Source organism: Bacillus sp. USDA818B3_A, from assembly GCF_009928415.1.
Taxonomy (GTDB): domain Bacteria; phylum Bacillota; class Bacilli; order Bacillales; family Cytobacillaceae; genus Neobacillus.
The window spans coordinates 138,828-162,169 of record NZ_JAABNN010000004.1; the positions used below are offsets into that span (position 1 = coordinate 138,828).

The following is a 23,342-nucleotide window of genomic DNA, read 5'->3' on the forward strand; positions in this document are numbered from 1 at the left end:
ATGAGCCCTATTGTCTACCGACACAGAAGTGTTTTGTCGCGCTCGGGCGTCAATGAGCCCTATTGTCTACCGACACAGAAGTGTTTTGTCGCGCTCGGGCGTCAATGAGCCCTATTGTCTACCGACACAGAAGTGTTTTGAGGTGTCCGGTCGTCAACGGAGCCCTAATGTCTCTTCGGTCTTATTCTTCCTGCGGAAACCACAAGGTAATACTTGTTCCTTTATTTAACCTGCTTTTTACTTTGATTAGTCCTTTATGGGCATCCATTAAGGCTTTTACAATCGATAAGCCAATCCCTACCCCGCCTGTTTTTCGGTCACGTGATTTGTCACCACGGTAGAAGCGTTCAAAAATATGCGGGATATCATCGTCAGCCATCCCCGAACCTTCATCTTGAATGTGAAAACCAACATACCCTTCCATTTCTGATACAACCGAAAGAGTCACATTTTTTCCTGCAGGTGTATATTTTAAAGCATTGTTAAGGATATTGGATAGAATTTGCATGAGGCGGTCTTTATCTGCCTCAAACAATTCTTCCTGGACAGGCTCCTCAATCTGAAGACCAACACCCTTTTCTTTAAAAATAGGCAAAAACATTTCCCATAATGCAGCCAGGACACCGCCGGCCTCTAACTCTATTTTTTCCAGTTTAATTTGAGGATTCTCTGCGGCAAGCAGTTTCTCTAATTCATTTACCAGTCTCACTAAACGCATCAGTTCTTCATGACTTACCTGCAAACGCTGGGGTGTCGGTTCCCAAATCCCATCCTGGAAAGCCTCAATCTGACTTCTCAAGGTGGCAAGCGGCGTCCTGAGTTCGTGGGCGAGGTCGCCTGTAAATTGTTTCCGTAATCGTTCTTCCTTTGCCAAGGATTCCGCCAAATTATTAAATGAGATCGCAATTTGTTTAACCTCGGCGGGAAGACCGGATAAAGGGATACGGATATCTAAATTATGCTGCTGCAGTTCCTTTGCCGCAAACGATAACTTATTTAAACCCGATGTTAATTTTTTTGAAAATAACATACTAAAGACAATGGCCAGGAAAATAGTTAAACAAACGGCTGCCAAGATATATAGTTGAATGGTTTGAATAAAGGTGTTCTCGTCATCAATTAGTCCTTCTGGATAGATCGCTACTAGTTTCCCGATAACGGCATTGTCTACTTTCAACGTGTAGGATTTACTGTGCCATTCTTCCCCATTTGGCTCTGGTTCTGTTAATCCAAAACTATTTAACATGCTGCGGATATTAGAAGTATCCATCTGCATCTTCCCATAACGATCATATAATTGAAAATAAAGCTGATCTGTCATCGCATTCTCATGCAGGAGCCCATATACGGGGTCGCTGGTAAAATGACCATTCAGCCGGTAGTCCTTCTCGATTTCCGTGATGATTCTATCAATCTTTTTTTCACGATTTCTATCCAGATAGCTATTAAAACTTTCTTCAAATCCATACTGAATAAAAAAGCTGACAATTAAAATGCCAATCATTGAGAGGAGTACTAGATAAAAGAGAATTTTAGACCGAAGCGTTTGCAGCATCTAGTACCCCTCCAAATTTATATCCCATCCCAAAAACAGTGACGATAAAGTCAGGCTGCCGTGTATCCAGTTCTATTTTTTTACGAAGGTTTTTGATATGGGTATCCACACTACGTTCATAGCCATCATAATACACGCCTTCATCTTGAATCTTTTCAAGCAGATCCATCCGGCTATAGACACGGCCTGGATTTGCCGCCATGTTTGTTAACAATTTATATTCAATCGGTGTCAAGGTGACATATTCTCCATTTATAGTTACTTCTTTTTTTACGAGGTCAATGGCCAGCCTATGTCCATTAAATTCAAGGCGTTCGACTTTCTCTGACTTCTTCACCCGTCTAAGGATAGCTTGGACGCGAACGACTACTTCTCTCGGACTAAATGGTTTCGTTAAATAGTCATCGGCCCCCATGACGATTCCGTTTATCCGGTCATCTTCTGCGGATTTGGCTGTCAGCATTAAGATAGGCACATCCGACTCTTTCCGGACCAGCCGGCAAACCTCTTCCCCAGAGATATCAGGCAGCATAAGGTCGAGAATAATTAAATCAGGTTCGATTGATTTCGCTTTTTTTAAAGCATCTATTCCATTATCAGCACTATGAATTTCATAACCTTCTCTTTCTAAATACGCTTCGAGGACTTCTACTATTCTGCGTTCATCATCTACTAATAAAATCTTCATGAATCATCACTCCTCATACGATAACTATATCATCTCAGGTCTGTAATTTTTGTAACTTCACAAATTCACCACAAGTTCTTCATAACATCTTCAATCTTTTTAGCTACGATAATAATGTAAAGAGCAGATACACCTCAAACACCCCAAAGTTTAGATGGTCAGCTCTTTAAAGAGAATATGGTTTTTCAGCCATCTTACTCATCCCAAAAATAATCTCTCTACTATACAAAGGGTGTCCCGGTCATGGGGGCACCCACTTTTTTCGTAAATTAGCAACAAAATGGCACTTGCACCTCACTAAATATTTAGTATCCTAAAAGGGTGAGGTGCTAGCAGAATGAACAGAATATCTCTAAAAATTGGTTTATTATTCTTTTTGGCTATCTGTGTATTAGAAGGCATCTCGATGTTTCTTTTACACAATAATATTATCCATTCACGGGTCCATGAGGAATTATCTGCTCTTCAGACGAGAGGCAATAATCATCGGGATGTGCTGGAAGCTTCCTTTCAGGAGGATACCGTGATGCATATTGCGATGATGGAAGCCCGGACGGATACACAAGTGGTTCTAACCAAACCAGATGGCTCTATTTATATGTCATCCAATAAAGTGACAGATGAAATGAAAAGTATCATGAAATCCAAGCCTAAGAATGTCCCCCACGAAGGGACAATTCTTGAAGAGGATTGGAAGCATGCGAATAATATTGCTTCGATTAGCCCTGTTGTGATTGACGGGAAGATTACCGGCTATGTTTATATGTTCCAAACTACGCAGAAAATAAGGGATTTAATTTCTGGTTTAAATCGGCACTTTTTGCTGGCAGGCCTGCTTTCCCTTATTTTCATGATCATTATTATTATCTTTTTAACTAGGGCAGTTACCCAGCCGCTTATTCAAATAAGTGCGGCGACGAAACGGATTAGTAAAGGTGAGCTGTCTGTCTCTTTGCCTAAACTGGGGAAAGATGAAATTGGGGATCTTGGTAAAGCGATTAAGGTGTTAGCGAATGACTTAGAAATCTTAAAGAATGAACGGAATGAGTTTTTGTCGAGTATCTCTCATGAGCTGAGAACGCCGCTTACGTATATTAAGGGTTATGCCGATATTGCCCGCCGCAAGGATACGGATAATGTGGACAAGGATAAGTATTTAGAGATCATACATGAAGAGTCGGTGAAGCTTTCTAAGCTTGTCATAGAGTTATTTCATCTGGCTAAGATGGATGAAAACTCATTTTCGATTGAGAAGGAAGAAATTCATCTTCTCCCCTATTTTCAAACGATCATTGAAAAGGTAACGCCTGCCCTTTGGGAAAATAAGATGAGGCTTGAACTGGATTGTGCTGAACATCTTTACGCGAGTATTGATCCCATCCGGTTTGAACAGGTTGTCCTGAATCTTCTTGATAATGCTCGAAAATATTCTGAGCCAAATACGAAAATTATGGTTTCTGTATTTGAATTTCAAGAAAGGATTCATATTAAGGTTCAAGATGAAGGGAAAGGAATTCCTGAAGAAGATTTGCCGCGGATATTCGAGCGTTTTTATCGTGTCGATAAATCGAGGGCCCGTGCACTTGGGGGAACAGGTCTTGGGCTTTCGATTGTGAAACAGCTGGTGGAGGCACATGGAGGGACGATTGAGGTAATAAGCAGTCAAAATGCGGGTACGACATTTGAAATTGTTTTATTAGAAAACTAGCCGATTGGCGAGCCCAAAAGGGCGTAGACAGAGGCGTAGTTGCACTTATGCCTGATAGGAAAGTTATACTTTCCTATCGGCAAAAAAGAGACATCGGGGACGTCCCAATGTCTCTTTTTTCATTCTTATTTGTGGATCCAAACGGCACCAGCAGAGTTGTCTTTTGCTTCGCCGATGACTTGGAACTTAAGTGGATACTGTGACGGAACTTTTACTCCGGCATCAGGAATTTCTTTGTTAATATAAGTCTTCGTTGAATCAAATGTCGTTACGCCTGGAAGGCCTTTGTAATCATAGATTCCGCGAGTTGGAGAATCGATATACCATGCAGGTGCCTTGTCCAATGAGAACGCTGCATCTGCAACTTGATATCTTACACTTTGATTAATAGATGGTTTACCGGCTAATGTACCGATAATCGCCTCAGGGTGTGCGTCTACCACATTCAGGAATCCTTCACCAGGGTGAACGCCAGTCCAGTTATCTGTAAACGTATCATCACCATACCAAACTACTAAACCAGTATTATACTTAACACCGCGTGAGAATTGTAAAGCTGTATCAGAGCCAGCATAGTTTCTCCACTCTAGGTAATAGTAATGTGGCTTGTTGATAAAGCCATCAGAAACTTCGAACCCATCTAATGTTACTTTTGGTGTTCCTTCTGCATCGTCAGAGAAAGTAACTTCGCCATCAACTGTTAATTGAAGGTTATCAAGAGCGAATCCTTCAGGCGCAAGACCACCGTCTGTTACATATTCAAATACTAACTTCACTTTTTGGCCGGCGAATTGAGTTAAGTTTAAAGACTTATCTTCCCATTGACCTTTTGAAGTTTCAAAGTCACCACCATCAGTGTTTTCATCTCCAATCGTATCAAGGAGTACACTTTTACCATCTGCAGTAACAGCATTAACGTAAAGATAATCGTAATCTGTTTCGACTTTATAATATTGTTTGTAATCAAATGTAGCAGAAGTTGCATTTGTTAAATCAAAGACTGGTGTTTCCATTACTGTATCAAGGTCATCACCTTTTGTACTGTAATAGTACTTAGTACCGAATGCTGGAGCAATTCCAGGAACCTTTTTGTTAGGAAGGTTTACTTTTACAATACCAGGATTGTTAGATTTGGTAACACTCTGATCGATTACAGCAGCTATACCATTTTTATCGATATCTTCATAGTTTACTTCGGTAATATTCGCCCAATTTCCGCCAATAGTTTTTTGGTAGAATTCTTTTACTTGTGGAGAGAAACTTGGCGGCTGTGTACCAGCAATATTACCACTCCAGCTTCCTCCGCTCATGATGGACCATTGTTCAACAGTATCACCATGTCCAGTGTATTGTGTATCATATTCATCTGGCGCACCTAAATCATGACCATATTCGTGAGCAAATACTCCAACTGCGCCGTCTTCTGGCTCAACTGTATAGTCATAAGCAGCCATTTTGCCACCCCAGTAATCTACAGAAGCAGTTGTGTTTGCAACTGGATACACACCATTTAATGTCCAGCGGTGTGACCAAATAGCATCATCTCCGACTGAACCGCCGCCAGCTTCCTGGCCAACACCTGCGTGAAGAACCATTAAGTGGTCAACTAAACCATCCGGCTCGTTTTGGTTGCCGTCGCCATCCAAGTCATATAAATCAAATTCATCATAATCGGCTAGATTCATACCAGAAGCAACCGCTGCATTTAACGCATCCTTTACAAGTCCGCGTGCACCTTTTGTTCCAGGGGCATTATCATGACCACTTGCACTGTCGCCGCCATACTCAGCAGCTTTTCCTGGTACAGACAACCAATCAGATACCGTACCGTCAACGGTGTAGCTGCCACCCGATTGCTCTTCATAATATTGTTTAAATGTTTTTACCTTGTCACCGTTGAAGAGGGTGAAATCTTCATCGCCAAACAACATTTTTTCATAATGTTCTTTATTGAAGTCATCCGCATACATATAGCCAGCTTCTTGTTCTACATTATTGTGTTTTAAGTCAGCATACTCTACTAAAAGCACAAGTACCTTATCTTCACGGACATCTCCGTTATAGCCAGCCTGTTTTGCAGAATCTACTTTAACAGCTCCAGTAGGCTTGCCTTTTTTGAAGTTTTCGTGTCCTTTTGCAAGCTGCTTCATAAGCTTGTCCTTTTGCTTAGTTACAAAGTCTTTTGCTTTTTTATCAAACTCTTGCTGCTGTTTTGTTAAGTTTTTGTCTGCTTTCCCTGGTTTTTGCCCCTGTTTTTTCTCTATGTAGGCCTTTGCTGCTTTTGTAATTTCTGCAGGTGTTGCATTCTTCGCAATCAGTCCTCTTTTTTGAAGCGCTTTACCAAGACGATCGATATCAACTACATTCAAATCGATTGGTGACGATGAGACTGTTGTTGCCGCTGATGCCGGTTTTGGTGCGACCGTACTTCCAGCAAATGCGCCTGCGAACATGGTAGTAGCTACCATAGTACTAGCTGCAACGCTGGATAAGACCTTTAAAGTACTTTTCTTCTTCACCTGTTTATTCCCCCCAATTATACATTACAAAGTTCTTCGATAAGAACAGTGCTCTATCATTTTATCAGACTAGTACAAAAATTGTAAATAATGAAAATATAGTGATAATTTACCAGTTACAAATAGTAAATTACTCACTGTTTAGAAAAATGAATCCGCATTCATAGTTCTTTAATCTGTGTGTATTATATTTAATAGATGGCTTTATGCCTGTTTACTAGTTTTCAGGCCTTTTTTCTACTAGAAGCTAATATTCCGAAACTCGAAATTTGAACCATTTGGACTATACTTTCCCTCGCAAGCTTACTTAGAAGTTGTGGTTCCTAAAAAAATCAACACTACCTTAAAAAAAGTTCCTTCTATCTCGATCTCGGCGAATGATTGTAATTGAAGTAGTTTCCTATCAGACCAAGTCTTCTTCCAGTTTTCTGAAATTGTCCTATAAACATGGTCTATTGGACAAAAAACATAGTTATTTGGTTAAAGTGTCCAATAGAAACAAACCTATTGGACAAGATTGTTCAGAAGACCAGACAACTGTCCAATAGACTTTCCCTATTAGACAAAGTTTCCTCCTATCTCTTAAAATTGTCTTATATGTTCCAACTAACTATTAGACACAATCAATTATTGCTATATTCGAACCATCAGGTATCCACTATTTCTATGAAACGAAAAAAAAACCTTATCACAATGGATAAGGTTCTTTATCGTTTATTCCGCTTTATTCTTTATTTCATCTGTTAATTCCTCAATGCTTCTTCTCACATTGGCTTTACCGGAATAATTTTCAATTAATTCCTTCACATCAATGCCGCTGGAAGCCTTCAAAGACTCTTGCAAGCTTGCCATGAGGTTGGTAGCATAGCCGGTGATTTTATTGGCACCGCCATTCTCACCAGAGCCGCCGCCCGTATCAACAACGGTAATTTTGTCAATGTTTGATAATGGAGCCGCCACCTGCTTCGCATACTCTGGAAGCATTTTGACAATCATATCCAAAATAGCTGCCTGACCAAACTGTTCGAAGGCTTCAGCAATTTTTTCTTTTGCTTCTGCTTCTGCCAGACCTTTTAAGCGGATAATTTCAGCTTCTGTAGAACCCTGTGCTTTTTGCGCTTCCGCTTTAGCAAGACCATCGAGACGGATCCGTTCTGCTTCGGCCTTTGCCATTGCTTCAATCCGGTATTTATTAGCCTCTGCTTCGGCAATTTCCTTCGCCTTATTAGCGGCGGCTGATTGCTCTACTGAATAACGATCAGCGTCGGCTTTTTTCTTTACTTCCGAATCATATTGACGTTCACGGCGCAAGATCTCTTTTTCCTCTAGTTCAATTTGCTTTTGTCTCTCGATGATCTTGATTTGCATTTCCTGCTCGGTTACATCCTGCTTGGATCTTGCACTTTCGAGATCATATGCTTGGTCTGCACGTGCTTTGGCAATATCCTGTTCACGGCGGAATTCGGCTATTTTCAGTTGATTAATTTTTTCAGCCTCTGCAATTTCAGTGGCCCGTTCCAATTCACTTCGCTTTGCTTCTTTTGAGGCTTCCGCTTTTTTAATCCGGGTTTCTTTTTCAGCCTCTGCGGTAGCAATATCAGCATCCCGTTTAACTTGAGCAATCCGTGGTTTCCCCAGGGAATCCAGATAGCCGTTTTTATCGCGCACATCTTTTATGGTGAATGAAACAATCACTAGCCCCATTTTCGCTAAGTCCTGGGAGGCAACCCGTTGGACCTCTTGTGAGAATTTATCGCGGTTTTTGTAAATTTCTTCGACCGTCATCGAACCAAGAATGGAACGTAAATGTCCTTCAAGAACCTCTCTCGCTTCGTTTTCACGATCTTCCTTTGGTTTCCCAAGAAACTGCTCTGCTGCTGTCGCAATCTCGCTTATGGAGCCGCCAATTTTAATAATCGCGACACCATCTGCCATGACAGGAACCCCTTGCTCGGTATAAACTTCAGGAGTGGTTACTTCCAGTTTACTAGATAACAAGCTTAGTGGTTTCGCTTGTTGAAAGACTGGTAAAATAAAACTCCCGCCGCCGCGGATAATTTTGATTCTATTACCTGATTCATCGACATGCACGTTCTTATTTCCAAGAAAACTGCCTGTAACAATCAACGCTTCATCCGGCCCCGCTGTTTTGTACTTCGTAATAAATACACCGATTAATGCCAGCACGATTAACACAACTACCCCAATGATAATCCAAATAAATCCCATCTCTTCAACCTCCCTATATAGTGAAATTCTCTAATTGTTGAAAAACAGTTACTTCAAGTACACCGTTTTTCACCTGGACTACTAAGACCCTTGTACCATTCGGAATGGATTCACCGTCAAAACCTTTCGCTGGTTTGGCAATCCGGCCGCTTGTGCTATCAATCAGGACCTCTCCATACCCATCAACGGGGACTGGCGTTATGACAGTACCCACTCTTCCTTGCAAATCTGACTCTTTATAGACAAGTGATTCCTCCGCTTTAGATACCGGTACAAGTACAAATACATTTAAAAGAGTGACTAGAATAAACGCAATGACTGCGGAAATACCAAGTATAAGTAAATAATTTAGGGAAGATAGCTTTTCAAATAAGTATCCGCTTGCAGATAAAATCGTTACAAAGGCAAAGATTAATACCGGATTTAGAAAATCAAGCCCCTCTCCTGCCCCATGAAAATGAAAGACGTCTGCAAACAAAACGTACAAAACCGTAATGACACCTGATATTATTAGGGCGTATAAATAAATCGTTTCTAAAGGAATGCTGAAAGGTTCCATTCGTATCCATCCTTATTTTTTAATAAGATATAACACTTACCTAGTCAGGAAAGATATCCTTACTTGTTAACTATACTAAGTAATACGAACTAACAAAAGGAAAAGTTTCACAATTTTTAACTGAATTTTCCTTATAAACAAAAAAGCGCCATAGCTCTTAGTGAGCTACAGCACCTTATTGAATCATATTCAAAAACCTTTTCGTTCGTTCTTCTTTTGGATTCGTAAAAATTTCTTCAGGTTGATTGCGTTCTACGACAACACCTTGGTCCATAAAGATGACTTCATCTGCCGCTTCACGCGCAAATCTCATTTCATGGGTCACAACAATCATTGTCATCCCTTCGGCAGCAAGGTCCTTCATCACCTTTAACACCTCACTGACCAATTCCGGGTCAAGTGCAGAGGTCGGTTCATCAAATAGCATGACTTCAGGCTCCATCGCAAGCGCACGAGCGATTCCGACACGCTGCTGCTGGCCGCCTGATAACTGTGCGGGATAATAATCCTGCTTATCCCCGAGTCCAACTTTTTGTAAAAGTGCCGAGGCTTTTTTTCGTGCATTTTCTTTGCTTTCTCCCTTTACCACAACCGGCCCCTCCATCACATTCTCAAGGGCCGTTTTATGCGGGAATAAATTATAGCTTTGAAACACCATTCCAGTTAAACGCCGGAACGGAACAATATCCTTTTTTGATACTGTCTTTGAAAAATCTAAACTTTGTCCTGAAATGGTAATGACTCCTTTTGTAGGTGTTTCCAGCACGTTTAAGCAGCGGAGCATCGTGGTTTTCCCTGAACCAGACGGTCCAATGACAACAACCACTTTTCCCTTTTCTACTTCGATATTAATCCCTTTTAAAACCTGCAATTCACCAAATTGTTTATGTAGACCACTGATCCTAATCATCCTAACACTCCCTTGACCCTCTAGTTAAGCCCCGTATCGGTCCAGTCTTTTTTCCAAGTATCCTTGAAGAATGGAAAGGAAAAAGCAGATTACCCAATAAATGAGTGCTACTTCTGAATAGACTAAAAGAAACTCATAATTGGTAGAAGCAATCTCTTGAGCCCGGCGAAACATCTCTGTGACTAATACAAGTGAAGCCAATGAGGTATCTTTAACAAGACTTATAAATGAATTAGATAAAGGCGGAATGGATACCCTGGCTGCCTGCGGCAAGATGATTCGTCTCAGAACTTGTGAATAGGTCATCCCAATCGAATAGCCCGCTTCCCACTGTCCTTTCGGGGTCGATAATATGGCGGCTCTGATAATTTCTGACGAATAGGCACCGACACTTAACGAGAAACCAATGACCGCAGAAATATAGGGTTCTAATGTAATTCCGAGATTAGGAAGACCATAAAAAATAATGAATAGTTGAACGAGTAATGGAGTCCCACGGATGGCTGAAACATACACACGAGCGATGATTTGAAAAATTTTCACTTCAGATATTCTCGCTAAAGCCGTAAGAATGGCCAAGATTAAGCCAATGACAAACGTAATTAAAGTTAACGGTATTGTATAAAAAACAGCCCCCTCCAATAGCGGCAGGAGGGAACTTTTGGCAATACCGGCTAACCTTGCTGTTCTTTCCGGATCAGCAAATATACTATTTAAGTACATCTTCACCAAACCATTTCTCTGAGATTTTTTTATAAGTGCCGTCATCAACCATCTCTTTAAGAGCTTTATTAACTTCATCTACAAGAGTGTCACTATTTTTTCTAAACATAAATCCGCTTGATGATGCATCATTTGCCGTTGCTGCAACCTTAATTGGTGCATCAGGCTTTTGTTTTTTATAGTCCAAATAGGTCAGCTTATCATTAATCGTCACATCGACACGTTTTTGTGCCAACAATTCAACCGCCTGCTGGAATCCTTCGACCCCAACAAGATTGGCTCCATACTTTTTAGCAATATCACCGTAGTTACTTGTCAGCGATTGGGCAGCATTTAAGCCTTTAATATCTTCAAATTTTTTCACTTTCGTGTTAGCAGTATTGACAATGAGAACACCCGCCGACGTTATATATGGGTCAGAGAATTCGTATTTTTTTTGACGGTCAGGACGAATTCCCACCTCGTTCGCAATCATATCAAAACGCTTCGCATCTAAACCAGCAAACATAGCATCCCATTGGGTTTCTTTAAACTCTGCTTTTACACCAAGACGCTTCGCCACTTCATTGGCTAAGTCTACATCAAAACCTGTCAAATCGCCGTTTGTATCATGGTAGGTAAACGGCGGATATGTACCTTCCGTTCCTATCGTAATTTTTCCATCGTCTTGGATACTTTTCAACAAATCTTGATTATCCTCAGAGTCCTTATCTTTTGTATTAACTGCTGTCTTTTCTTTATCTTTTGCCTCTTCTTTATCTTTCCCGCAAGCTGATAGCACGAACGTAAAGCTTAGGAGCAGTGCAAAAATAACCATCAGTTTTTTCATGTAGTTAATCCCCCTCATTCCTATTGATTTTTTAGCGACTCACAACGACTTTTAATGAATCTGATACATTTGAAGTATGGTTATTTTACCCTGATATCAAAAATAAAAACCTATCAGAAAAAATCTGATAGGTTACGCAGATAACGCACGTTTATTTTTTGACTTGGCCGTTTCATTCTTATTGGTAATTGGCCGGTAGAAAAGAATGCCGCTCGCAAGTAAGATCATTCCATACATAAATGTTTTTATATCTGCTGTACCTGCTATAATGACCCAAATGGAATAAATCGTTGCAAAAACGGCGATAATCCCGTCTGTGATTCTTTGCGTTCTAAGCTGATAGGTTTCACCTGTTATGACTAATTTCAACTGATAAACAGATGAGATTAGATATGGCACTAAATATGCTAATGTCGCGATGACAATAATAAAATCAAACGCACCTGAGATGGATTTTGACACCGTTGAAAAAATAAATAACTGGCCTAATCCATTTGAAATAATCATCGAGAACACCGGAAGGCCTGATTTGCTTTCTTTTAAGAATGCAGGAAGAAATAGGCCCTGTTTCGCTGCCTGGTATGGAACCTCTGCACTCAACATTAACCAGCCAATCGTTGAACCAAATAGACTAATCAACCCAATGGCTGCGAGAAGTTTACCGCCAATCGGCCCTAGAACGGTTTGAATGGCATCAATTAATGGTTTTTCAGAGTGGATGAGTGTGTTTTGGTCCAGCATTCCCATGACAAGTGTGCTTATACCAATATAAATGCCAAGAGCGATAAATAGGCCTAAAATAGTCGCCCTTTTAACATCGGTCTGCTTTTTAGCACGAGAAGCAAATACAACCGCTGATTCTACTCCAATAAACGCCCACAAGGTGTTGACAGCAGCACCGTTAATCTGGCTCATCAGTCCGATTGATTGTCCCGCTTCATCCATTCTCGCTGCCATAAACGGCAGGATGTTACTTTTTTCAAAAGCAAATAGACCAACAATAATAAAGAGTACAAATCCCGCTACTTTGGCTGCAGTGGCAAGGAAGTTTAATTTCCCGGCACTTTCCATACCGCGCAGGATAATAAAATGAGTCCCCCAAAGCAATAAAGAACAAACTAGAAACGTTAAACCATTCCCAACCTTCAAAGTAAATCCGCCAATTGTAAACCAATCAGCCTCGCTTGTTAAGATGGGGAAAAAGGTAGATAAATATCCGGCAAAGGTGGTAATCATCGCAACATTGCCAGCTAAGTTTCCAATCCAATATCCCCATGTAGACATAAAGCCAGATAGCATTGACGCTTGTGAACCAGGCTTAAATAACTCTTTCGCATAGATTTGCGGACCGCCTGTCAAGTTGGGTTTCCGTACCGCTAAGCTGCCAAACACAAGCGCCAGCATCAAAACACCAAAGCCTGTCACAAGCCATGCCGAAATAACTCCTGCAGGGCTAGCGGCTTCCGATAAAGAACGAGGAAGCATAAAAATACCCGAGCCAACCATATTTCCAATGACGAGAGCTGTAAGTACCCAAAATCCTAATTTATTTGACTTTTCCAAGGGTGTTACCTCCTCGAATAATTCTTATATTAAAATAACGAATGATTATAAATAAACATAAATGAACCTCATTAAATATAAGCATTTCAGTATTCTATGTCAATGGAAATTTTATCTCAATAAAGCATTAAAGGCCCCATTTAAAAAAACTAAAAAGAGACTGCCTCCACTGGCAATCTCTCATACTGCTTATTTCCACCAATCATCAAACATGCTGGCTGGTAGTTGGCGTTTATGTTCCGTAAGGATAAAACGTTTTTCAACTTTTTCTGCGATTTCTGGAGATACTGGTTTACCTTCTAAATAATCATCAAGTTCATCATAACTAATTCCTAATTCCGTTTCATCTGCTTGTCCGGGTTTTTGGTCGAGAAGGTCAGCCGTAGGGACTTTTAAATATAGACGCTCATCAGCATTAAGCTCCTTAAGCAGGGCTTTCCCTTGTCTTTTTGTTAACCCGGTAAGCGGCAAAATATCGGCACCGCCATCTCCGTATTTAGTATAAAAACCTGTTACAGCTTCTGCTGCATGGTCTGTACCAATGACAAGCAGGCCTTCCATTCCGCCAATCGCATATTGGGCAATCATTCTCATTCTGGCTTTTACATTTCCTTTATGGTAATCACTGATTGGTTCACCTTTAATCGCAGCGTTATACTCGGTTTCTACTTCATCCACTGGATTTTTGATGTTAAAGACTTCTTCCCGATCTGCCTTGATAAAATCAAGCGAGGCTTGAGCATCCTCCTCATCCTTCTGAACACCATACGGCAGGCGAACAGCAATGAACTTTGCTTCCGTGCCTTCCTCACGTAATTCTTCAACAGCCAGCTGTGCTAAGCGGCCAGCTAAGGTGGAGTCTTGTCCACCGCTTATTCCTAAGACAAAACCTTTTGCCTTTGTATTTAACAAATAACTTTTTAAAAAGTCAATTCGCTTACGAATTTCTTCCTTTGGATCGATGTTGGGATTCACATTTAACTCTCTCATAATTTGTTCTTGCAAACTCATTTGTTGACCTCCTGACCATTTAATTGATATATGTAATGTACCACATTTTTCTACATTTAACTAAAAGGAAACAAGAAAATTCAGATTGTGGATAAAATAAATAGAACAAACTGGAGGGATTATAATGGAAGCCAAAACATGTAATGAAACAAGAGTAGTGCGAACAAGCCGAATTTTTCCAAATGATGTAAATAATCATAATACCCTTTTTGGGGGCAAGCTGATTAGCGATATCGATATGATTGCATCGATTTCTGCCGTACGTCATTCGCGATTAGAGTGTGTGACTGCCTCTATAGATTCAGTAGATTTTCTTAGTCCGATTACACCTAATGATTCTGTTTGCATTGAAACCTTTGTATCTTCTACGGGGACGAGTTCAATGGAGGTTTTCGCAAAAGTGATTGCGGAAGATCTTATGTCCGGAAATCGAAAAATTGCTGCGACAGCTTTTTTAACCTTTGTTGCCTTAGATAAAAACGGAAGACCTACAAAGGTTCCAAGAATTATTCCTGAAACAGAGGAAGAGAAGAAACTGTTTGAAACCGGAAAAGACAGGGCGGAAAAGCGGAAAGAACATCGAAAGAACAGTAAAGATCTTGCTAGTGTTTTGATTACTCATAAACCTTGGGAATAGAAAACTCGGGTACTCCCTACTAAAAAAAGAAGGTCACGATTCTACTCGTACCTTCTTTTTCTAAATTTATCGTGTTGTTTGCGGATTTTTCCAGGTCATTACCTCATCGGCTTCATCAATCTCAATCGTGACATCAACGACACCTTTTTCGGCCATTATTTTTTCCTCGAGCCGGTCTTTAATGTCATCGGCTGCTGCTACCGTTAATTTAGGATCAATTTCAATCTCCAATTCAACATGGAGGTCTTCCCCTTCTTTAATAACGGTAATATCTTGAATATCCTTTACATCTGGATCCTCCATGACAAGGACACCAATTCTATTCTCCATTTCCTCATCAGCTTGACCAATCACTCCTGCGGCATTATCCAAGAACACCTTTCCCACTACAAAAAGCATCATTGCTCCGATCAAGATCGAGGCAAAACCTTCCGATTGATGCAGAGGGGTATAATGCGCAATAACAACCGCAAGAATTGCCAGCAAGCCCCCTAAAGTTGCAACCAAATCCTCCATAAACACCAGCTTTGTCGCAGGCTTTGCCCGGCCCAAATTCGCAAAAGCCTTCTGAAAAACATTTATCCCCTTGGCCTCAATCTCTAAATCATGTAAAATTTCCTTCATCGCTTTAAACAGAACAAAGGTTTCGAGCAAAGTGGCTAAGGCTAACACAAGGATATTAATCAGAAAACCACTGGACTTAGTCGGATGAACAATGTGATGATAACCTTCTTTAATGGTTTCAAACGCCATAATGCCCACGATTAACACCGCACCTAGGAGCACCAAGTTAACCAAGCGGCCAAACCCGTTTGGATACTTTTCTGTTGGTGCCTTTTTACTTAGTGCGGAACCGACAAACACAAAGAACTGATTTGCTGCATCGCCAAGACTGTGCATTGTTTCAGCAAACATCGCAACATTTCCTGTAAACAGAAATGCGACACCTTTTATAATGGCAATAATCGTATTAATAATCGCAGCAAGAAATGCAGACTTATTCCCTCTTTTTAATAATTGAAATAATTCTCCCATCCGAACCTCTTTCTTAGACATTTTTCAGCACTAGATATAATTGGTTATTCCTACCACTTTTTTCTTCATCTGATGCTAAATCATATTTTTTCAATAAATGAAACACTTCATTCAACAGTTCCTGTGTATGTACCCTGGTAAAAAACTGGTTAAACAGCTCTCTCATATCTTCAGGTAAAAACTCGGCTTGTGATTCGTATTTATTTTTTACATCTTCCAGAGTGTGATTCAGTTTACATTCGCTCATGTGATCCTTCCTCCTCCTAAACGTTTTATTTAGCATAACAGATGTGTATATAAAGAAAAAAGCCCAATGCATTGGACTTTTCAATTATACTTTCTTATGATCGGTCACTTCTAATACATCCAACAGGAATACGAAAATTGGAATCCCAACGATTAGGCCCCACACACCAAAGAAGTGCTCAGAGAAAATCAAGATAATGAAGGTATAGAAGACAGGGAGATTTGTTTTTGAACTCATCAAATTTGGATTTAAGATATATGCCTCAATCGCATGTATGATCATGATCGCTATCCCCACATAAAGAACCTTCATGATTCCACCAATACTGTAAGCTATAATCACGAGTGGGATTAACGAAATAATCACCCCGGCCACTGGGATTAATCCTAACACTAAAACCATTAGAGACAGCCCGCCTAATTGCGGGAAATCTAACAGCCATAAAGAGATAGTGGTCAGAATACAGTTTACAATCGCAATAATTAATTGAGCTTCAATTACCTTACCGAACGTTCCTACAAACTTACGGGCAAAAAACTCTACTTCTTCATAAATGAAGGCAACTTTACTTGTTCTAAATTTCTTGGTAAATTCTATTAACCGCGGCTTTTCAAGTAAGCAAAAAATACTCAAAAGTAAGGCCAATAAGACTTGCAAGGTAACACTGCTGATATCCGTAAAATACTTAATTAAGAAGGTAAAGCCTTGCTCCAGGTAACTGGAAATCTTAATTTCTTCCAATCGGTTCACAAGATAATTTAAGATGATATTATCGTGTTTGGAGGTATAGAATGATGTGATTTGCTTTATTAGTGCAGTAATTTCTTGGATAATCATCGGCAGATACATAACTACACAGTAGGATAGTAAACCGACAATACAAGCATAAGAAATGACGACAATGAATCTTCGATTAATCGGAATCTTTTTTTCAATGAATTGGACTAACCGATTCATTAGAAAGGTAAAGATAAAGGTAAGTAATATTAAATTAATCATCGATCTCATTGCATAGATGACTAGGGCAATGATGACAAAAATAGAAATTCGTTTAAAGCTGCTGTTTTGTATGATTTTATTTATCATAGATAATTATCGAACTCCATTACGTTTCCTGAGAAAAGTTTTGTTGTGTTAAGTATAACAAAAATTTGCCCAATTTTGTCTATTTTAGACTTCTTTTATGATTTAAATTGAACCGGCACCATGGATTTATCAATTGCTTTACCAATCCAGCCCTGACCCGCTAAGAATTCAAGCAATTTCGGTAAATAGGCCAGCGTTTCCTTTCTTTCGTGAAGCAAAATAACAATCGGTCCTTGATGATTCGCCAGCTGATTTAATTGTGTGATGACACTGTTAACATACCTTGCATCTTTATAATCCCAATCCCTGCTGTCAATATTCCAATCCCACATTAAATAGCCGTGATCGTGGACCGCCTCTCGATATTCCGCAGTCATATACGGAACACTGCCATACGGGGTTCTCATAATAACCGAATCAACTCCTGAAATTTCCTTTAAGGTATTACGGTTTTGTGCTAATTCCGCTAGGATGGATGCGGCTGATGCATAAAAGGTCTTTGTATTATGTGAAACGCTGTGCAAGCCAACAGTCTCACCCGTTTGAACCATTAATTTCACTGCATTTTGATAGCGGCGGATATTCCCATCAACCATAAAAAAGGTTGCTTTGTAATGGTACTTTTCCAATAGAGAAATAATTTGGCCTGAATAGACAGACGGACCGTCATCAAATGTTAAATAAATTGTTTTTTGAGAGCTGGGACTAGCTGGCGGTGTTTTGGGTGCCTCTGACTGTGCTGGTTTCGTTTCCAAGGCTTGCGGTTGAGTAGAAGCTACAGTGTTTGTGGCAGGTTTTGCCGCGTCCGTTACCGTGGTTGGCGGTTTCTTTACGTTACTTTTCTCTCGTTCTTGTTGATTTCTCCTTGCAATTGCTTGTTCCTTAGCTCTAAGGATCTGTTCCTTTTTTAGATCATCCGTACTAATATCAATTGTTCCTCTATCAAGCGCGGGTCCTTTTGCCATAGCCTTATTAATAGTTTGATTTTTTGGTTGATTACTAGGTTTATGTGCAGCGTTTGCCTGAAAGTAGTAATGCATTAATACTCCTGTGAAAAAGAACCCAGTGGCAAGCAGGATCATAATCGAACCCTTCGGCCATCCTTTTTTTAGATTCCCCATTGTACATCCCTCTTTGATGTTTTTTCTCTTTCCCCATTATAGACGAAATTCCCATCCGATTGTTTCAAATCTATTAAAAATATTACATTTATATTAAAATACTCATTTATCATAGGTAATTTATCACTCATTTATATTACAAGTTTTACCAATATATTATAACAATAAAAATCGAAAAAGAGTGCACATTGGAAAAATTAATCAAAAATTTCAAAGAGGTAGACAGGCAAATTCTAAAACTGTCTTACATAGATATCATTGAACAAGTTTTTTCTCCTATAACCAGATGCAAAAATGTGGAGGTGAAATGAGTGTCAGGTGGGCAAAAAGCACTTTTATATATCCTCTCGATACTTATTCCGATTGTTGGTATTATTGTAGGGATTATTTGGATGAATGATCAAGATTTCGAGAAGAAAGCCGTGGGGAAAAACTGTCTGATTATCGCCATTGTGATGTTTGTTTTAAGCTGTATATGCTGGTTTGCTGCATCTGCTCTTTCCATCATGCCGGCGTTTACCGGCTATTAAAGTTAGGAATATAAGTAGTTGTAACGGAACCCAATTTTGCCTTATAAAAAAATTGGGTTCTTTCCTTGGAGGGATACCAATTGATTCAAGAAATCTTAAACTTTTTTGGAAGGGCCATCTGCCATCAGTTAGAAGAACGTTCTCTACATGTTTCTGGAGCCGCCCTTTCTGTTTGTGCCAGGGATACCGGGATTTATATCGGGATTTTTTCTACACTGGTGTATTTACATATATTTAAGAGGAAATTAACAATCACTATCCCCTCTGTTAGTGTCAGTTTTCTTCTATTAATTTTGATGGTGCCCATGATCATTGATGGGTTGGGTTCATACACCCATTTGTTTCAGAGTAATAATATAAGAAGGCTAATATCAGGAATTAGTTTTGGTTTGGTTCTTCCCTACTTTCTTTATCCATTACTTACGGCCAACTCACTTAAACCTTATTCTGAGCCGGTTATTAAAAGTAGAAGGGATTTTGGGATTCCCCTTTTAGTCAGCATCATCTTAGGAGGGATTTTTTATTTTGAGGGATTACCTTTTTACCTCTTAGACAGCTTCATTATTTTATCGGTTATTGTTTGGTTTAGTTTATGTATCTCTTTCTTATTCCAGTTTATTAAACATTCCTTCTATAAAAGAATGATTCCTTTTATTTTTAGCATCATGTTTCTAAGTTTTTTATCATGGCTGCATTTTTGGTTTCAAAGTTTTACTTTTTAAATGATTTAGACTGCTGGTTGTACGATAAAAAGGGAGCCCCATTGATCAGGGCTCCCTCTGAGTTATAGCTTTTATCTATAATTATCGGCTTACTTCAACATTAGCCAACTTTTCATAATATTTTAAAAGTGCGCTATGATCGTCAAACTCATTACCATCTTCCTTCAAGGCATACATCATTTCAAGAACAGCAGCCGTTAAAGGAGCTGGTGCGCCGAACTCATGGCTCGTTTCTATCGCGTTTGTTAAATCTTTAATGTGTAAGTTGATACGGAAACCAGGGTTGAAGTTGCGGTCTAACATCATTGGTGCTTTTGCATCTAGTACTGTACTTCCTGCTAATCCGCCGCGGATTGCTTGGTATACAGCTTCTGGGTTTACACCAGCTTTTTGTGCTAAAACAAACGCTTCAGACACAGCTGCGATATTTAGGGCAACAATTACTTGGTTTGCAAGCTTTGTTACGTTGCCAGCACCGATTTCACCAACATGTACAACAGAACCTGCCATTGCTTCTAGTACATCTTTCACTTCTTCAAATATTTCTTTCTTACCACCCACCATTACAGAGATTGTACCATCAATGGCTTTTGGCTCCCCGCCGCTGACAGGTGCATCTAACATTTCAACGCCTTTTTCTACTAATACACGATTAATCTCTTGTGAAGCAGCAGGAGCGATTGAGCTCATATCAATGAAAATTAATCCTTCGCGTGCACCTTCAATCAATCCATTTTCTCCTAAAGCAACAGCCTTAACGTTTGGAGAGTTTGGAAGCATCGTAATTACGATATCTGCTTTTTCTGCGATTGCCTTTGGCGTTGATTCTACTTCTGCACCTAATTGTTCAAGTTCTTTCACAGCATCTTTATTAAAGTCACTAACGATTAACTGGTAGCCAGCCTTGATCAAGTTTTTGCTCATAGGCTTACCCATAATCCCTAGACCGATAAATCCAATTTTTTTCATAGATAATTCACTCCTACATTTTTTATTGTCATGAAAAGATTATATTTGTAACTTATCAAGTTAGTTTTATTCGTTAATTAACCTGGCTTCAACCATTGATTTTTTCATCGACTCTAAAACTTGCCCTTTACTGCTCTGGACAGGCTTTACACATTCCCCAACCTCTAATCCCATCAAATTAGCCATATCTTTAGTGGCAACAGGGAAGGTGGCTTTGTCTTGAGCCAGACGGACTGGATCTAAAGTAAACTGTGCTTCTAATGATCCCGCTAGGTCCCCCTCCATATATTTATTGTAAATAGAGGTCACTAATGGGCCGAACATATTGGCGGTTGAGCAAACACTTCCGACTGTGCCAATGCACAAGCCAGGAAATACAAGTGTATCTTTACCAGCCATTACTTTAAAACCAAAATCTTTTGTGCGGCGGACCAATTCACTAAGCAATGTAAAATCTCCACTTGAATCCTTAATGCCTACAATATTATCAACATTTCGTCCTAATTTTTCTACCAAATCACCGGACATGTTGTAGCCGACACGCCCCGGGTTATTATACAGAAGGACTGCAGTGTTTGGTACAGCATCTGCCACTGCTTTAAAATGATCGTATAATTCATCAAAAGTTGGTTTAAGGAACATAGGCTGGAGGATGGAAATGCCATCTGCACCCATCTCTTCTGCCATTTTTGCTTGACGAATGGCATGTTTGGTTCGTATGGACCCAATTCCATAGTAAACTGGAACCCGGCCTTTTGCTTGATCGATGATGATTTCAAAAGCATTTTGTAATTCATGATCATCAAATGCATAGAATTCACCATTACTTCCGAAAGCTAATATTCCATGGACACCATCTTCAATAACATGGTCTACCATAAAACGTAATTTTGCTTCATCGATATTTTCCTCTTTATCAATCGGTGTAATGAGTGGTACGATAATTCCTTTAATATTGTCGACATTCATCATAACGGGATCTCTCCTATTTTGTAATTCCCTAGATTTCCAATAAAAATTAATCAACTATTTATAGTAACTCTATAGATACTATTTTATATTTGTCTGACAAATAAACCATTAGGCAAATGCACAAATAAATTGATTATTTCTTTGAATGATCAGCAATAAGAATGGTACTAACTTAATAGTGTTCACAACAGGTCGTGGTTCAACTGATTTATTGAAGATGAAAATTATAATTGAAGAAAAATTTTTTGAGTTATAAATTTTGATATAAAAATACTGGATAGCCAAAAAGACTATCCAGTGTTGAAAAGACATTATTTAAAAATCACTAAATGAATACTGTGGCAAAATAATTTGAATATGTGTTCCTTTTGGACCGCTATCCATCACTTTTATATCTCCACGATGTTCAAAAATGATGTTTTTGACAAATGGCAGGCCTAAACCTAATCCATCTTTTTTTGAAGAAGTAAACGGGTCAAAAATACTTTCCCAATTATTTGTAGAAATTCCTTTCCCGGTATCCATAAAATCAATCATAATCTTATCGATTTGAATATCAGTGGAAATGATAATTTTTCTTTCGGAACTTTCCTTAGGAAAGGCTTCCGAACTATTTTTAATTAAATTGACAAAAACTTGCTTTAAGTATGTTTGGTTAGCATGAGTTTTAAGCGTTCTATATTTCTTGTCAAAAGTAATTACTACAGAGTTTCTTTTGATAAATTCTTCCGAGATTTCAATGGCTTGTTCAATGATTTCATTTAGATCTACCATTTTAAAATCAATCGATTTATACTTTAGAAATTCGGTGTAATTTCTTAATAACCCATCCAATTGCTGTCCAGCCGATTGAATCATTTCATTCATCTTTTTACCTTCACTCGGTAAGGATGGTAACTCACTTAATAAACTAGAAAATCCATTGATAATTTGCAGCGTATTTTTCACCTCATGAACTAAACTTGCGGTGAGATTCCCGGCATTATCAAGTTTCTTTTGACGTTCCATTATACGGTTAAAGTTCACGGTTTGAATGGTATGCATTCTCATAAATGAAAAAACAATTATAACAGAAAAAATGATAATGCCAAAACTGCTGCATAACGCTCCTGTTCCCGGTATAAAGTTTAAAAGGCCACAGATAAATAATAAAAAAGTACAAAAAGAAAAGGTGCTTAAAAAATCTTTCAAATATACATTTTGGATTTGTCTAGAAATAATAAAAATGAAAATGATTAAAATAATACAACTACCCGTATGGATTAAAAATAAAATTTGCAAGGGTCCATATTCCGGAAAATAATAGTCGATAGAGGAATTCAATATTTTTATTTCTTTTATTCCATTAATTCCAAACCTAGTCATGTTGATTAGATAGATTAGGAAGCTCCATAGTACTAAAAAGAACAATACTTTCCGGTTAAAAATCGATAATAAAAACTGATAACCTCTCTGATTTTTAAAATTGGCTGTATGTTTTTTTATTAGGATATAAGCTAAGTAAAAAACTATAGGCACCAAAAAGGTCGTCCCCATTCTAAACAACCTGAAAAGTAGAGTAATCAGTTCCTTCGAAAATACTCCTTTTAAATATAAAACAGCTACATCCAATTGCCAAAAACTGATGAATAGCATATAAAGCAGTAGAGCTGTAGCTAATTCCGACCCTTTATATATCTTTAAAACACAAATCGCTAAAACGATTGGTATCAATCCAATCATAGTAATT

At 39.0% G+C, this 23,342-nt stretch carries 20 protein-coding genes and 1 pseudogene; 4 read left to right on the top strand and 17 right to left on the bottom strand.

The genetic code is table 11. The features are described 5' to 3' along the window. Positions 1–181: 181 nt before the first annotated feature. Complete coding sequence (locus GXK58_RS10470; protein WP_160722480.1) at positions 182–1,555, bottom strand: ATP-binding protein; 1,374 nt, start codon at positions 1,553–1,555, stop codon at positions 182–184. Beyond that, complete coding sequence (locus tag GXK58_RS10475; RefSeq protein WP_160722481.1) at positions 1,533–2,243, bottom strand: response regulator transcription factor; 711 nt, start codon at positions 2,241–2,243, stop codon at positions 1,533–1,535. The genes GXK58_RS10470 and GXK58_RS10475 overlap by 23 nt, the downstream gene beginning before the upstream one ends. A gap of 337 nt (positions 2,244–2,580) precedes the next feature. Here GXK58_RS10475 and GXK58_RS10480 point away from each other — a divergent pair, with 337 nt between their 5' ends. Next, entirely contained in the window at positions 2,581–3,951 is a 1,371-nt protein-coding gene (locus GXK58_RS10480; RefSeq protein WP_160722482.1) for a sensor histidine kinase, read from the top strand. A gap of 125 nt (positions 3,952–4,076) precedes the next feature. Here the strand turns inward: GXK58_RS10480 and GXK58_RS10485 are convergent, their stop codons facing one another. From GXK58_RS10485 to nadE, 8 genes are all read right to left on the bottom strand, one after another. Then, a complete protein-coding gene (locus tag GXK58_RS10485) occupies positions 4,077–6,419 on the bottom strand; it encodes an immune inhibitor A domain-containing protein (RefSeq protein ID WP_160722783.1) in 2,343 nt (780 codons plus the stop codon). A gap of 765 nt (positions 6,420–7,184) precedes the next feature. Next, positions 7,185–8,699, bottom strand: a complete 1,515-nt coding sequence (locus tag GXK58_RS10490) for a flotillin family protein (protein WP_160722484.1) — start codon at positions 8,697–8,699, stop codon at positions 7,185–7,187. A gap of 13 nt (positions 8,700–8,712) precedes the next feature. Next, complete coding sequence (locus GXK58_RS10495) at positions 8,713–9,258, bottom strand: NfeD family protein (protein ID WP_160722486.1); 546 nt, start codon at positions 9,256–9,258, stop codon at positions 8,713–8,715. A 175-nt stretch (positions 9,259–9,433) separates the two neighbouring features. After that, positions 9,434–10,168: an amino acid ABC transporter ATP-binding protein gene (locus GXK58_RS10500; RefSeq protein WP_160722488.1), complete on the bottom strand. Its 735-nt coding sequence runs from the start codon at positions 10,166–10,168 to the stop codon at positions 9,434–9,436. Positions 10,169–10,192: 24 nt separating this feature from the next. Continuing rightward, entirely contained in the window at positions 10,193–10,891 is a 699-nt protein-coding gene (locus tag GXK58_RS10505) for an amino acid ABC transporter permease (protein WP_160722490.1), read from the bottom strand. Continuing rightward, positions 10,878–11,720, bottom strand: a complete 843-nt coding sequence (locus tag GXK58_RS10510) for an amino acid ABC transporter substrate-binding protein (RefSeq protein WP_160722492.1) — start codon at positions 11,718–11,720, stop codon at positions 10,878–10,880. The genes GXK58_RS10505 and GXK58_RS10510 overlap by 14 nt, the downstream gene beginning before the upstream one ends. A gap of 132 nt (positions 11,721–11,852) precedes the next feature. Continuing rightward, positions 11,853–13,283: an amino acid permease gene (locus tag GXK58_RS10515; RefSeq protein ID WP_160722494.1), complete on the bottom strand. Its 1,431-nt coding sequence runs from the start codon at positions 13,281–13,283 to the stop codon at positions 11,853–11,855. Positions 13,284–13,472: 189 nt separating this feature from the next. Beyond that, positions 13,473–14,294 (bottom strand): ammonia-dependent NAD(+) synthetase, encoded by an 822-nt coding sequence (gene nadE, locus GXK58_RS10520; RefSeq protein WP_160722503.1) that lies wholly within the window; start codon positions 14,292–14,294, stop codon positions 13,473–13,475. 124 nt (positions 14,295–14,418) lie between these two features. Between nadE and GXK58_RS10525 the strand changes: the two genes are divergently transcribed. Further along, positions 14,419–14,931 (top strand): acyl-CoA thioesterase, encoded by a 513-nt coding sequence (locus GXK58_RS10525; protein WP_160722505.1) that lies wholly within the window; start codon positions 14,419–14,421, stop codon positions 14,929–14,931. 66 nt (positions 14,932–14,997) lie between these two features. On the opposite strand, the gene GXK58_RS10530 is transcribed toward GXK58_RS10525, so the two are convergent. From GXK58_RS10530 to GXK58_RS10545, 4 genes are all read right to left on the bottom strand, one after another. After that, entirely contained in the window at positions 14,998–15,966 is a 969-nt protein-coding gene (locus GXK58_RS10530; RefSeq protein WP_160722507.1) for a cation diffusion facilitator family transporter, read from the bottom strand. 13 nt (positions 15,967–15,979) lie between these two features. Next, complete coding sequence (locus tag GXK58_RS10535) at positions 15,980–16,213, bottom strand: group-specific protein (RefSeq protein WP_160722509.1); 234 nt, start codon at positions 16,211–16,213, stop codon at positions 15,980–15,982. An 84-nt stretch (positions 16,214–16,297) separates the two neighbouring features. Next, positions 16,298–17,299: an AI-2E family transporter gene (locus GXK58_RS10540; protein ID WP_160722511.1), complete on the bottom strand. Its 1,002-nt coding sequence runs from the start codon at positions 17,297–17,299 to the stop codon at positions 16,298–16,300. 95 nt (positions 17,300–17,394) lie between these two features. After that, on the bottom strand, positions 17,395–18,420 hold the full coding sequence (locus tag GXK58_RS10545) for a polysaccharide deacetylase family protein (RefSeq protein ID WP_160722513.1): 1,026 nt from the start codon (positions 18,418–18,420) through the stop codon (positions 17,395–17,397). Between the two features lie 311 nt (positions 18,421–18,731). On the opposite strand from GXK58_RS10545, the gene GXK58_RS10550 reads away from it, so the two are divergent. Both GXK58_RS10550 and GXK58_RS10555 read left to right on the top strand, forming a co-directional pair. Further along, a complete protein-coding gene (locus GXK58_RS10550; RefSeq protein ID WP_160722515.1) occupies positions 18,732–18,950 on the top strand; it encodes a hypothetical protein in 219 nt (72 codons plus the stop codon). Positions 18,951–19,030: 80 nt separating this feature from the next. Continuing rightward, on the top strand, positions 19,031–19,672 hold the full coding sequence (locus tag GXK58_RS10555) for a DUF2085 domain-containing protein (protein ID WP_160722517.1): 642 nt from the start codon (positions 19,031–19,033) through the stop codon (positions 19,670–19,672). A gap of 81 nt (positions 19,673–19,753) precedes the next feature. Here the strand turns inward: GXK58_RS10555 and garR are convergent. The 3 genes and pseudogenes from garR to GXK58_RS10570 form a co-directional block, all read right to left on the bottom strand. Then, positions 19,754–20,656 (bottom strand): annotated as a pseudogene (garR, locus tag GXK58_RS10560) (2-hydroxy-3-oxopropionate reductase); the annotation flags it as partial. A 51-nt stretch (positions 20,657–20,707) separates the two neighbouring features. Then, entirely contained in the window at positions 20,708–21,613 is a 906-nt protein-coding gene (locus tag GXK58_RS10565) for a dihydrodipicolinate synthase family protein (protein WP_202171334.1), read from the bottom strand. Between the two features lie 315 nt (positions 21,614–21,928). Further along, positions 21,929–22,894 (bottom strand): sensor histidine kinase, encoded by a 966-nt coding sequence (locus tag GXK58_RS10570; protein WP_160722521.1) that lies wholly within the window; start codon positions 22,892–22,894, stop codon positions 21,929–21,931. Positions 22,895–23,342 lie beyond the last annotated feature (448 nt).